Raw genomic sequence first — 12047 nt, forward strand, 5'->3', positions numbered from 1 at the left:
CCGCCCCAGTGTCGACAAGACATTGACACTCCGTCAAGGGCGGCCTACGGTTCCCGGCCCATAGAGCGGCCCGAACTCCGTACCCTCACGCCCCAGGAGTACCCGGATGCGCCGTACAGCCTCTCCTTTCTCCCTGATTCTGCTGGGACTTGGCACGTTTCTGCTGGTCCTGGCGCCCATGCTGGCGTGGTACGTGACCCCACGGGCCGCGGTGAACCCGATCGACATCGACCAGACCGCCGTCTACAAGGGCACCGGCAGCGTCTTCGACACCGACAAGGTCGAGACCGTGGACGGCCAGACGATCACCGTCACCCAGCAGGTGCGCGGCAACGTCGAGGACAGCGAGCGCAGCGGTGACGCGGTCTGGGACGTGACGACCACGGTCGACACCGACAAGACCCTGCCGGCCGCGGATCCGCACGACGCGCTGGACTTCACACCGCACCGCTGGGTCATGGACCGCAGGACCACCAAGCCCGTCCACTGCTGCGGCGAGAAGCCGTACATCGAGGGCGAGGCGTATCTGAAGTTCCCCTTCGACGTGCAGAAACGCGCCTACCAGTGGTGGGACAACACCCTCGGCAACACCATCGTGCTGACCTACCGGGATACCAGGAAGGTCCAGGGGTACACGGGTTACCGGTTCACCGGCACGGTCGCCCCGACGAAGGTCGGCACCCGGATGGTGCCGGGCAGCCTCGTCGGCCGGCCGGACAGCCCGCAGGTGCTGGCCGAGGAGTGGTACTCCAACCACGGGTTCGAGCTGGTCGTCGACCAGCGCACCGGCCGCGTGATCTACGCGCAGACCGGCCCGAAGCGGACCCTGCGGGCGCCGGGCGCCAAGAAGGACGCGGTGGTGCTGCTGGACAGCGAGAAGATCGCCTTCACGACCGCGACGCAGAAGGACGCGGTGAAGAAGGCCGAGCAGGACAGCGGTCAGCTGAAGGCGATCGGTGAGACGGTGCCGATCGGTGCGGCTGTGCTGGGGTTCGTCCTGGTGGTGGCCGGTTCCGTTTTGGTGGTACGCGGGAGGCGGCATCCCGGTTCATCCGATACGCCCGATTCCCCGCTCACGATGTGACTGGACGTCAGCTCTAATAAGGCCGGAAATTGTCACCTGGGTGAGTAGCCACGGCGAACGGGTGGGCGAAAACTGTCCACCCCCACCCGAGCACAGCCCACCCACATGACCCTCGCAGCAAGCACTCAAACCCCCCACAGGAACGTAAAGCTCTCCCCCACGCTCAAAGTTCCGCACCCTGAGACGAGTTGGAGCGCACATGCCCCAGCACGTACCACCCTCGCTGCACGCCGCCTCGCCCCGGGCGTCGCAGCACCCCTCGGCGCTCCCCCCACCCCCGCGCCGAATCGTTTTCCTTGCCCATCGTGATCTGGACAACCCGGCCGCCGGGGGCTCCGAGCTCCTGGTCGACCGGCTCGCCGACGGCCTCACCGGGCTCGGCCACCAGGTCACCCTGCTGTGCGGCGGTCCCGCGTCGTACCGCGACTACCGGGTCGTCTCCGCGGGCGGCGAACTCGGTCACTTCCTCCGTGCCCGTTCGGCCTTCTCCCGCCAGGTCGGCGACTGCGATCTGCTGGTCGAGGTCTGCAACGGGATGCCGTACTTCGCGCCCGTCTGGCACCGCGGTCCTACGCTGTGCCTGGTCAACCATGTGCACACCGATCTGTGGAAGATGCGGTTCGGCGGGCCGATGGCCCCCGCCGCGCGCCTCGGCCGAAGACTCGAGCACTGGGCGCTGACCGGTGCGCAGCACCGGAGTCTGCTGGTGGCCGTGTCCCCCTCGACGGCCCACGCACTGCGCGGGATCGGCGTCGAGCGGGACCGTATCCGTGTCGTGCACAACGGAGTGGAGGAGCCGGGTCCGCGCGCGGACCGCTCCCCCGAGCCGCTGTTCGTGGCGGTCGGCCGGCTCGTCGAGTACAAGCGCATCGACCTGCTGCTGCGGCTGTGGGAGCGGGTACGGCCCGTGACCGGCGGCCGGCTGCTGATCGTCGGCGACGGTCCCGAACGGGAGCGTCTCGAGCAACTCGCCGGTCCCGGTGTGGAGTTCACCGGCCATGTGTCCGAGGCGGAGAAGCACCGGCTGCTCTGTGCGGCGTGGCTGCTGCTGCATCCGTCCGCGGTCGAGGGCTGGGGTCTGGTCGTCACGGAGGCCGCGGCTCGTGAGACGCCGACGATCGCCTTCGACGTACCCGGCCTGCGGGATTCCGTCGTGGACGGGGAGACGGGTGTGCTGGCGCACGGCGAGTCCACGTTCGCGGCGGCCTGGTGCACGTTGGCCCTGTCGGGTCATCGCCGTGAACTGATGGGCAAGACGGCCCGAGATCATGCGGCGCGTTATCGCTGGGATCGGACGGTGAGACAGTTCCGTGCGGTCGCCGCCGAGGCGGTGAGGGGGGAGGCCGGCCATGCGCCGTCGTGGTGATGCCGGTTCGCGGCTGGGGGCGCGTCGTGGCTTGTCACGCACACGCGGCGGTAGCCGCAAATCAGACACAGCCCCGCGCCCCTCTGGCGGCATGAAGGACCCTTCGTTTCGACGATCCGTCACCCTTTTCCGAGCTTTCCTCCACGAGCAGGACGACCCCGACGCCTGCTACTCACTCCTCGCCCGCGACTCCGTCGATCAAGTCGAGGCCTACGACGGTCCCGTCGCCGGCCGTACGGTCGTGGATGTCGGGGGCGGCAGCGGGTGCTTCACCGAGGAGTTCCGCAGACGGGGTGCGCACGCGTACCTCTTCGAACCCGACGTAACCGAACTCGGCCCCAAGCCGACCGACGGGGCCGTGATCGCCGACGGATACCTGTTGCCGCTGTACGACGGGGTCGCGGACGTCACCTTCTCCTCCAACGTGCTGGAGCATGTCGCCGATCCGCAGACCTTCGTCAGTGAGCTCGTACGGGTCACGCGGCCCGGTGGGCTGATCTATCTGTCGTTCACCAACTGGCTGTCCCCGTGGGGCGGCCACGAGTGGGCGCCCTGGCACTACCTGGGTGCCGAGCGGGCCCGGGCCCGCTACCGGCGCCGTACCGGAAAGGCCGCCAAGCACACCCTCGGCGAGAACCTGTTCGCCGTGCACATCGGCCCGACCCTGCGGCAGGTGCGCGCCCGCGACGACGTGCGGGTGGTCTCGGCGCGCTCCCGCTACTGGCCGTTCCTCGCGGAGACCGTCGTCAAGGCGCCGGGTATCCGCGAGGTCGCCACCTGGAACCTCCTCCTCATCCTCCGGCGGTGTCCACGATGACGACGTCCACGGTCCAGGCCCCTCCCCCGGCGGCCGTACCCTCCACCGCGCGTATGGCGGGCCCGCCGGAGGGCCCGCGGTCGCGGCGCTGGCTGCTGGGGTTCTGGGCCGTGGTGTTCGTGCTGTTCCTGGCGGTGCACCCGGGGCGGCAGACCTTCGACACCAAGCTCGGGGTCACCGTCGACCCGAGCCGGTTCTTCTCCGACCTGGGTCAGCTGTGGCAGGACCAGGGCGGTTTCGGCGGGATCTCCGACCAGTACACCGGCTATCTGTGGCCGATGCTGCCGTTCTACTGGCTGGCCGACGCCGTACGGCTGCCGGTGTGGCTGGCCGAACGGCTGTGGATGTCGCTCATCGTGTCGGTCGCCTTCTGGGGCGCCCTGCGGCTGGCCGAGCGGCTGCGCATCGGCAGCGGCGCCTCACGGCTGCTCGCCGCCGTCGCCTATGCGCTGTGGCCGGTGTTCACCATCGTCATCGGCTCGACGTCGGCGGCCGCGCTGCCCGGCGCCGTCCTGCCGTGGGTGCTGCTGCCGCTGGTCGACGAGCGGTACAGCGCCCGGGTAGCCGCCCTGCGCTCGGCGGTGATCATCCCGTTCATGGGCGGCGTGAACGCGGCCTCGACCCTCGCGTCCCTCCTCCCGGTCGGCCTCTATCTCCTGTCCCGCCCGCCCGGGCCACGGCAGCGCAAGCTGATCGCCTGGTGGGTGCCGGGCCTGGTGCTGGCGACGGCCTGGTGGTGGATCCCGCTGCTGCTGCTCGGCTTCTACGGCGAGAACTTCCTTCCGTACGTGGAGAGTTCACAGACCACGACCGAGACCATGGCGGCGACCGAGGCGCTGCGCGGCGCCGGGAACTGGGTCGCGTATCTGCACTTCGGCGAGGCCTGGCTGCCGGCCGGCTGGACCGTGGCGGCCTCGGTGGTCGTCATCGTCTGCTCGACGCTCGCGGCCGGCCTCGGCCTCGCGGGGCTTGCCCGGCGGGACATGCCGGAGCGGCGCTGGCTGACGCTCACGGTGATCGTGGTCGTGCCGGTCCTGCTCGCCGGGTACGGCGGCGCGTTCGGGGCGCCCTTCCACGGGGTGGTGCAGGACTGGCTGAACGGCGGGCTCGTCCCGTTCCGGAACATCTACAAGTTCCAGACGGGACTGGCCCTGGCTCTGGTCCTGGGCCTCGCCCATCTGGCGGGGGTCGCGGCCGAGACGCGGGGCGCCCGACCTGTACGGGGGCGCCGGTTCGCGCCGCTGATCGCGGCGGTGCTGATCCTGCCCGGTCTGATGTGGCCGTATCTCAACGGCTCGATCCTCAACCCGGGTTCCTTCCAGGAGATCCCCAAGTACTGGAAGGCGACGGCCGCTTGGCTGAAGGACGCCTCGCCCGACTCCCGCGCCCTGGTCGTCCCTGCGACCGCGCACGGCATCTACACCTGGGGCTCGACCATCGACCAGCCGCTCGACGTGGTCGCCGAGTCCCGCTGGGCGCAGCGCGACTATGTCCCCTTCGGCACCGCCGGCAACCGGCGCGCGATGGACGCCGTCGAGCAGGCCCTGATGAGCGGCGGTGAAGTCCCGGGCCTGGCCGACTACTTGAGCCGCTCCGGCATCCACTACGTCGTCGTCCGCAACGACCTCGACCCGGACCAGATCGGCTATGTGCCGACGACCACGGTGAAGCGGACCCTGGAGGAGTCCGGCTACCGGCGCATGAAGGGCCTCGGCCCGGTCATGACCGGCGGCCGGATCATCCAGGACGCCCCCCTCGCGGTCGAGGGCCTGTATCCGAGGCAGCGGGCGGTGGAGATCTACGCTCCCGCCGAGGACATACCGCGCCCCGGGCATGCCGGGCTGCTGCCGGTCGCCGACACCGCCGTCGTCTCCGGCGGCCCCGAGTCCCTGCTGCCGCTCGCGACCGAGCTGCGCGGCCGGCCGACCGTGCTGACCGGCGACAACCACCCCGGCGTCGGGACCCCGCCGCTCCAGGTGGTCGGCGACGGCCTGCGCCGCGCGGACACCCGGTTCGGCCTGGTCAACGCCAACACCTCGTACACGTACACCAGCAACGAACGCAACGCCCCCGAGGCGGCGGAGGACCCGGGCGAGAAACCGCACCAGATCCTGCCGGCGAAGGGCCTCGACCATCAGACGGTGGCCCAACTGCGGGGCGCCCGCTCGGTGTCGGCGTCCTCGTACGGCAACTGGCTGTTCCATCTGCCGCAGTACGACCCGGTCAACGCCTTCGACGGCAACCCGGACACCGCCTGGGCGGAGGGTGCGCTGGGCTCGGCGGACGGACAGTGGCTGCGGATCGCGTTCTCGGACGACGCGTACGACATGCCGTCCTCGTTCAAGGTGACACCGCTGCCGCAGGACAGCGTGCGGTCGGCGGCGACGAAGGTGCGGGTGGAGACCGAGAAGGGGTCCGAGACCACCATCCTGCGCTCCGACGGCAGCACCCAGACCATCAAGTCGCCGCCCGGAGCGACCGGTTGGATGAAGCTGACGATCCTCGACTCGGCGGAACGGCGCACCGGACTGGTGGGCGCCGGCTTCTCCGAGATCACCCTGCCGGACGTCCAGGTGACCCGGCTGCTGAAGCTGCCGACCGACGCCGAGGACACGAACGCCGGCGCCGAGCTGATCTCCCTGCACCGCACGGCCAACCCCACGGGCCTGTCCGCCACGGGCATGGAGGCGGGCCTGCACCGGCGCTTCTCGACGGCCACCGGAGGGACGTACTCGATCCGGGCGAACGCGGTCCCGGTGCCGGGCGAGCAACTCGACCGGCTGCTCTACGAGATCGCGCCCGAAGGCCAGGACCACCGCGTGATCGCCACCGCCGACTCCACGGCGGCCCTCGGCGTCGGTCTGTCCGCGCGCAACCTCACCGACGGCGACCTGACGACGGCGTGGATCGCGGGCGACCGGCCGACGGTCCATCTGCGCTGGGGCGGCAAACAGCCCGTCAGCGAACTGGTGTTGGCCCCCGCGGGCGGCCTGTCCACGCGTCCGACCGAGGTCAACATCAGCTCCCCGGACGGCGCGACCATCGCCGGCGTCGACGAGAACGGCTGGGTCCGCTTCCCGGCGATCACCACCGACCGCCTCGACATCACCATCACCCAGACGGCACCGCTGACCCTCTACAACCCGGTGGTCGACGAGGATCTGCGACTGCCGGTGGGCCTGACCGAGGCCTACATCCCCTCACTCGAGACGCCCGACGCCTCCTATCGCACGCCCCAGCCGGGCAGCGACCGGGAGTTCTCGCTGCCGTGCGGCGAGGGGCCGGTGGTGTCCGTGGACCGCGAGCTCTACCAGACCAGGGTGAAGGGGACGGTGGGAGACCTCACCCAGCGCCGCCCCGTCGAGGTGACTCTCTGCCAAGAGGGGCGCTCCGACGCCGAGTTGGACCTCGGCTCCGGTACGCACCAGGTAGAGGCTGGGGACGCCGGGCCTCTGACGCTGACCGACGTCACCCTGACCCGCGGGACGGTCGCGGAACCCACCTCCACCGGACGTGACCTTCGGATCCGGGACTGGCTGGGCGACCGCCGCGAGGTGAGCGTCGGCTCCGGTGCGGCCATGTATCTGACGACGTACGAGAACTACAACGACGGCTGGAAGGCCACGCTGGGCGGCAAGGAACTGTCGTCGGTACGGCTCGACGGCTGGCAGCAGGCCTGGCGGATCCCGGCCGGGGCGGGCGGCGACGTCAAGCTGTCGTACGAGCCGGCGACGACCTACGACGCGGCGCTGATCGCCAGCGGTGTGGCGCTGCTGGCCCTGGTGGGCCTGGTGCTGTGGCGCCGGCGCTCGCCCAACCCCGACGAGCCGCAGGTCCTTCCGCCGCCGCCGGGTCTCTGGCTGGGCACGGTCGCGCTCACGGTGGTGGGGGTGCTGATCGCCGGGTGGTTCGCCCTGCTGGTGCCGGCACTCGCGCTGCTGGCGCACCGGCGGCACGAGTGGCTCGTACCGATCGCGTTCGTGGCGCTGGCCGGGGCGGGGATCGCGGCCGCGACCGGGGCGGGCGAGCCGGTGGCGGCAGGGCACGGGGCCTTCGGTCATACGGCCCAACTGCTGGCGCTGATCGGGCTGTTCGCGGCGGTGGTGAGCGTGCGGGAGCCCACGGCGGAGGGGACGCCACCCGAGTCGGAGGCGCCGACGCGACAGCTGCCCAAAGTCGAAGGGGGCGAACCCGCATGACCACCGCACCCGCGCGCATCCCGTTCCCGGTCGTGGACGAGGTCTCCCGGCACTGCCTCCAGGAGGAGGAGCCGGAGACGGTCCACATCGAGGTCCATCTGCCGGGGCGTCTTGACCCGGCGGGGCTGCGAAAAGCGTTCCATGACGCGCTGCTGCGGCATCCGCGGATCCTGATGAGGGAGGCGAGCGGGACGTGGTACCGGCGCCGGTACGAGTGGGAGCTGACCGAGCGCCCGGACGTGGAGGTGGTCACCTTCCCCGCTCCGGGGAGGGACGCGTTGCGCGACGCACGGACCCGGGCGCTGACGACGGCGCCGCCGCTGACGGACTCGCCGCCGATCCGGCTGGAGGTGGTGGAGGGGGCGGGACGAGCGGAGGGAAGCGAGGCGACGGACGTCGTGGGATGGGGGAGGACGCAGGCCGAGCGGCCGAGTTCCCGGCTGAGCGACTCCACCGTCCTCTTCCTCACCATCAACCACACCGCCCTGGACGGCCCCGCCTGCCTCCGCGTCCTCGCCACCGCCGCCGAGCTCTACGGCGGCCGCGACAACAGCCCCGCCGCACCTCCCGTCCGCACCACCGAGGTCCGGCAGGACCCCGCGGACACCCCCTCCAACTGGTCTCCGCCCGCACGCGTGGCACCCGGCGCCCCCGAACCGTCCCCCGGCAACGGCATGCTCGTCACCGAACTCCCCCTCCCGCACCGCCCCAAGGGCTCCCCCTACACCGTGAACGACCAGCTCATGGTCGCCACCGCCCTCACCATCGCCCACTGGAACCGCGAACACGGCGCCGCTCCCCGCCCCCTGCGCATCACCATGCCCGTGGACGACCGCCCCCGCGACACGAGCATGCCGATCGGCAACGGCACGCGGCTCGTCGAAGTCCCCTTCTCACCAGACGAGTTGACGACCACCGACCTGCCCGGCCTGCTGGAGCGCACAGCGACCCGGACCCGCGCCCTCAAGTCCCTCCCGCGCCCCCAACTCGGCCGCGGCGCCACCCTGCTCACCGCCCCGGTCACCCCCGTGGCCTGGCGGGCCGCCCTCACCCGGGGCCTGCGCAGAGCGGCCGGGCCCTGGACGTCCACCACGCTCCTCAGCAACATCGGCCGCATCCCGTACCCCCTGGACTTCGGCGAGGAGGCGGGCCGGGCGCACGCCGTGTGGTTCTCGGCGCCCGCCCGGATGCCCCGCGGCCTCACGGTCACGACCGCCTCCACCGCCGGCCGTCTCCACCTCGCCCTGCGCTGGTCGCGCGCCCTGCTCAGCCACGGCGACGGCGCCCATCTGCGGGACCTGTTCGAGCACTATCTGCACACGACGGACGTGGACCAGCGATGACGACCGCCCAGACCTCCCAGACCTCGCGGACCGCCCCCGCCAAGCCGCCCGAGCTGCGCGACTTCTACGAGGACCCCGCCGTCCCCGTCGCCTCCGGCACCCCGCGCAGCCTCCGCCAGGCCCGCATGCTGGCCGAGGCCCTGACGGAGGAGCGCGCGCACACCGTCCTCGACATCGGCTGCGGCGACGGCACCGCCGCCGCGGTCGCCGCCCCCCTGCTCCCCGGTCACCGTCTCGTCGGCGTCGACTGGTCCCAGGACGCCCTGCGCCGCGCCCGCACCCGGCTGCCGTACACGGTCCGCGGTGAACTCGGCGACGGCGGGCTGCCGTTTGGCACCGAGTCCGTCGACGCCGTGCTGTTCAGCGAGGTCATCGAGCATCTCGTCGACCCGGACTCGGCATTGGACGAGATCCGACGGGTCCTGCGCCCGGGAGGCCATCTCATGCTGTCCACCCCGAACCTGGCCGCCTGGTACAACCGTGCCCTGCTGCTGGCCGGGGTGCAGCCGGTGTTCTCCGAGGTCAGCCTGCGTGCCATCCACGGCCGCCCGGGCCGGGAGGTGGTGGGGCACCTGCGGCTCTACACCGCCCGTGCGCTGCGGGAGTTCGTCGCCGCGGCCGGCTTCACGCTCGTACGACTGGAAGGGGCGCCCTTCCACGGCGTACCGCGTCCCATGCGGCCGCTCGACCGGCTGGCGTGCCGCAGACCGTCCCTCGCCTCGATCCTGCTGTTGCACGCGCGGAAGACCTAGGGGGCCTGTCCATGTGGTGGGGAGTGGCGGCGGCCCTGGTGGCGAACACCCTGTACAGCATCGGTTTCGTCCTGGAGAAACGGGCGCTCAGCTCCCTGCCCGAGGTGTCGATCCGGCAACCCGCCCGGCTGCTGCGGCTGGTGCTCGGCAGCCCGCTGTGGATCGGGGGTTCGCTCGCGCTGTTCGCCGGGTTCGGCGCACAGCTGATCGTCTACCGCACCTTGCCGATCGCCGCCGCGCAGGGCATCTTCGTCTCCGGTCTCGTCCTGCTGGTCCTGCTGTCGGCGCGGCTGCTGGGCGAGGAGACGACCGGGCGCGAGCGGTACGCCCTCGGGGCGATCCTCGCCGCACTGCTGATGGTCGTCCTGTCGCTGGACGAGCGCGCGGACACCGTCAGTCAGGCCGCCCCGTACCCGCTGATCCTGCTGGTGTGCGTGCCGTCGCTGGCGGCGGGCGTGTGGCTGTACGGGTCCGCCGAGCGCCGCGCCCGCCATCGCCACCGGATGCCGACGACCGGCGTCGAGTACGGCGTGGCGGTGGGTCTGCTGTACGGCGTGAGCTCGCTCGCGATCAAGGGCGTGTCGAGCTATCTGACCTCGAGCGGCCTCGGAGGAGCGGTCATCGACCTCCTCCGCTCCCCCTATCCGTATCTTCTCCTCTTCACCGGCGCGTTCGGGCTCGTCATGTCGCAGGCCGCGCTGCAACGCTGCCGGGCCTCACTGATCGTCCCGGTGTGCACGACGGTGACCTGTCTGTTCACGGCGGTGCTCGGCACCCTGTCGTTCGGCGAGGCGCTGCCGCACGACCCGCTGCGGCTCGCGCTGCGGCTGGCCGGCACCGCGCTCGCCGTCTCCGTACTGCTGTCCATGCCCAAACACGACCAGAGCGCCGCCCAACCCCCCATCGGCGCCAAGGAGTTGACACCCCCATGAAACCCGACGACCCGCTGCTCCAGATACTGGCGTGCCCGCTCGACAAGGGTCCGCTGCACCTCGTCGTACCGGACGAGGTCCTCTACAACCCGCGCCTGCACCGCCGTTACCCGGTGGTGGACGGCATCCCGCAGCTGCTGCCGTCGTCCGGGGAGCAGGTCTCGGACGACGAACACGAGGAACTGCTCAAGCGGATGAGCCCATGACCCTGGCCGCGAAGGTCGCCCCACTGCTGCCCACCCGGCTGGTCGCCGCCGTCGCCCGGGCCGTGTACCCGCGCTTCGAACCGGAGTTGGCGCGACTCGGCGAGCTGTGCCCGGCCGGCTGCGGCACCGCCGTGGACGTCGGCGGCTGGTACGGCCCGTGGACGCGCCGTCTGTCGAGGCGGGCGCGCCGGGTGGTGACCGTGGAACCCGTGCCCCACCTGGCCCGGCTTCTCGCGGCGACCGCCCCGCCCAACGTCCGCGTCGTCCAGGCCGCCGCCGCCGAACGCCCCGGCCAGGCCCGCCTGTGGCTGCCGGCGCGCGACGCGGGCGACCGGGGCGTTTCTTCCCTGGTCCGCCGCGACATCCACGCCCAGGCCCTCTCGGTCGGCTGCGTCACCCTCGACGAACTCGGCCTCGAGGACGTCGGTTTCGTCAAGGTCGACGTCGACGGCAGCGAGCTCGCGGTCCTCCGCGGCGCGACCGGCATCCTGGCACGCGACCGCCCGGCCCTCTTCATCGAGCTGGAGTCCCGTATCCAGCCGATCGCCCCCGTGGTGACGTATCTGTCCCTGCTCGGCTACGAGGGCTGGGTGCTGCCGGGCCGCGACTGGGTGCGGCTGAGCGCCTTCCCGTTGGAGGCCCACCAGGCGGAGGCCTCCTACGTCGTCACCCACGGCCTGCTCCGCCGCGTCCTGCCCCTGCGGGGCCCCCGGTACGTCAATTCGGTGCTCTTCCTGCCCGACGCCCGCCGCCCGGTGGGCCACGATGGATCACATGTCCCTTGATTTCCAGCTGGTACTGCTCCGTCGCATGGCCGACCACAACCCGGACCTCGTCGAGGACGCCCGCCGCGAACTGGGCGCCTCCCTGGCCGACATGCGCGAGGCGAACAAACGCTGGCAGGCGATGATCCGCTCCCCCCGCGCCCGTGCCGCCGCGTCCCGCTACCGCTCGGTCCTGGGAACCCCGCAGACGGTACTCACCCGCAAGGTCGGCGACCTGGACTGCGAGGCCTGGCTGTGGCCCCTGCCCCTCTGGCCGGACCTGCGCTTCGAGGTACTGCTGGCACCGAACGGCGCGGTGTGGAACGAGTGGCTGGTCCGGGGGCCGGGGGCGCCTGCACCGGAGCTACGGACCCTGGAAGACCTCACCCCGTGGTCCTGCACGGTCGACGAGGCGGCACGCGCCTTTGCCCCGGCCCGCCCACTGGAGGGCACGGCCCCGACCCGCTGGGGCCTGGCGTTCACGGCCCCGGACCGGGACGGCGTACGACGTGAGTGCGCGGCGGAGTTCACATGGGGCTTGCTGCAACGCACGGAGGTCAGGCGCTAGCCGCCACGTGGGGAAA

At 71.6% G+C, this 12047-nt stretch carries 10 protein-coding genes; all 10 read left to right on the top strand.

Features of this window, described 5'->3' with window-relative positions; genetic code table 11:
• Positions 1-106: 106 nt before the first annotated feature.
• The gene (locus OHU89_RS16990; protein ID WP_405643848.1) at positions 107-1084 is read left to right on the top strand and encodes a DUF3068 domain-containing protein; all 978 of its coding nucleotides are present in this window, start codon (positions 107-109) and stop codon (positions 1082-1084) included.
• Positions 1085-1283: 199 nt separating this feature from the next.
• Complete coding sequence (locus OHU89_RS16995; protein WP_405643850.1) at positions 1284-2450, top strand: glycosyltransferase family 4 protein; 1167 nt, start codon at positions 1284-1286, stop codon at positions 2448-2450.
• Between the two features lie 91 nt (positions 2451-2541).
• Positions 2542-3267 (top strand): bifunctional 2-polyprenyl-6-hydroxyphenol methylase/3-demethylubiquinol 3-O-methyltransferase UbiG, encoded by a 726-nt coding sequence (locus OHU89_RS17000; RefSeq protein ID WP_266892878.1) that lies wholly within the window; start codon positions 2542-2544, stop codon positions 3265-3267.
• Positions 3264-7466: an alpha-(1->3)-arabinofuranosyltransferase family protein gene (locus OHU89_RS17005; protein ID WP_405654523.1), complete on the top strand. Its 4203-nt coding sequence runs from the start codon at positions 3264-3266 to the stop codon at positions 7464-7466. Before OHU89_RS17000 ends, OHU89_RS17005 begins: the two co-directional genes overlap by 4 nt.
• Positions 7463-8809 carry a condensation protein gene (locus OHU89_RS17010; protein ID WP_405643852.1) on the top strand — a complete coding sequence of 449 codons (1347 nt, stop codon included), beginning with the start codon at positions 7463-7465 and terminating at the stop codon, positions 8807-8809. Before OHU89_RS17005 ends, OHU89_RS17010 begins: the two co-directional genes overlap by 4 nt.
• Positions 8806-9561, top strand: a complete 756-nt coding sequence (locus tag OHU89_RS17015) for a class I SAM-dependent methyltransferase (protein WP_405643854.1) — start codon at positions 8806-8808, stop codon at positions 9559-9561. Before OHU89_RS17010 ends, OHU89_RS17015 begins: the two co-directional genes overlap by 4 nt.
• Before the next feature lie 23 nt (positions 9562-9584).
• Complete coding sequence (locus OHU89_RS17020; protein ID WP_405654525.1) at positions 9585-10493, top strand: hypothetical protein; 909 nt, start codon at positions 9585-9587, stop codon at positions 10491-10493.
• The gene (locus OHU89_RS17025; RefSeq protein WP_266892872.1) at positions 10490-10699 is read left to right on the top strand and encodes a Trm112 family protein; all 210 of its coding nucleotides are present in this window, start codon (positions 10490-10492) and stop codon (positions 10697-10699) included. The genes OHU89_RS17020 and OHU89_RS17025 overlap by 4 nt, the downstream gene beginning before the upstream one ends.
• A complete protein-coding gene (locus tag OHU89_RS17030; RefSeq protein WP_266892871.1) occupies positions 10696-11484 on the top strand; it encodes an FkbM family methyltransferase in 789 nt (262 codons plus the stop codon). The genes OHU89_RS17025 and OHU89_RS17030 overlap by 4 nt, the downstream gene beginning before the upstream one ends.
• Positions 11465-12031 (top strand): hypothetical protein, encoded by a 567-nt coding sequence (locus tag OHU89_RS17035; protein WP_405643857.1) that lies wholly within the window; start codon positions 11465-11467, stop codon positions 12029-12031. The genes OHU89_RS17030 and OHU89_RS17035 overlap by 20 nt, the downstream gene beginning before the upstream one ends.
• Positions 12032-12047 lie beyond the last annotated feature (16 nt).

Origin of the sequence: Streptomyces sp. NBC_00019 (genome assembly GCF_045041015.1) — a bacterium.
GTDB lineage: Bacteria > Actinomycetota > Actinomycetes > Streptomycetales > Streptomycetaceae > Streptomyces.

What these genes read in the sequence shown, in the direction of transcription:
- OHU89_RS16990 (WP_405643848.1), top strand. Translation starts at nt 107, where the DNA reads ATGCGCCGTACAGCCTCTCCTTTCTCCCTGATTCTGCTGGGACTTGGC.
- OHU89_RS16995 (WP_405643850.1), top strand. Translation starts at nt 1,284, where the DNA reads ATGCCCCAGCACGTACCACCCTCGCTGCACGCCGCCTCGCCCCGGGCG.
- OHU89_RS17000 (WP_266892878.1), top strand. Translation starts at nt 2,542, where the DNA reads ATGAAGGACCCTTCGTTTCGACGATCCGTCACCCTTTTCCGAGCTTTC.
- OHU89_RS17005 (WP_405654523.1), top strand. Translation starts at nt 3,264, where the DNA reads ATGACGACGTCCACGGTCCAGGCCCCTCCCCCGGCGGCCGTACCCTCC.
- OHU89_RS17010 (WP_405643852.1), top strand. Translation starts at nt 7,463, where the DNA reads ATGACCACCGCACCCGCGCGCATCCCGTTCCCGGTCGTGGACGAGGTC.
- OHU89_RS17015 (WP_405643854.1), top strand. Translation starts at nt 8,806, where the DNA reads ATGACGACCGCCCAGACCTCCCAGACCTCGCGGACCGCCCCCGCCAAG.
- OHU89_RS17025 (WP_266892872.1), top strand. Translation starts at nt 10,490, where the DNA reads ATGAAACCCGACGACCCGCTGCTCCAGATACTGGCGTGCCCGCTCGAC.
- OHU89_RS17030 (WP_266892871.1), top strand. Translation starts at nt 10,696, where the DNA reads ATGACCCTGGCCGCGAAGGTCGCCCCACTGCTGCCCACCCGGCTGGTC.
- OHU89_RS17035 (WP_405643857.1), top strand. Translation starts at nt 11,465, where the DNA reads ATGGATCACATGTCCCTTGATTTCCAGCTGGTACTGCTCCGTCGCATG.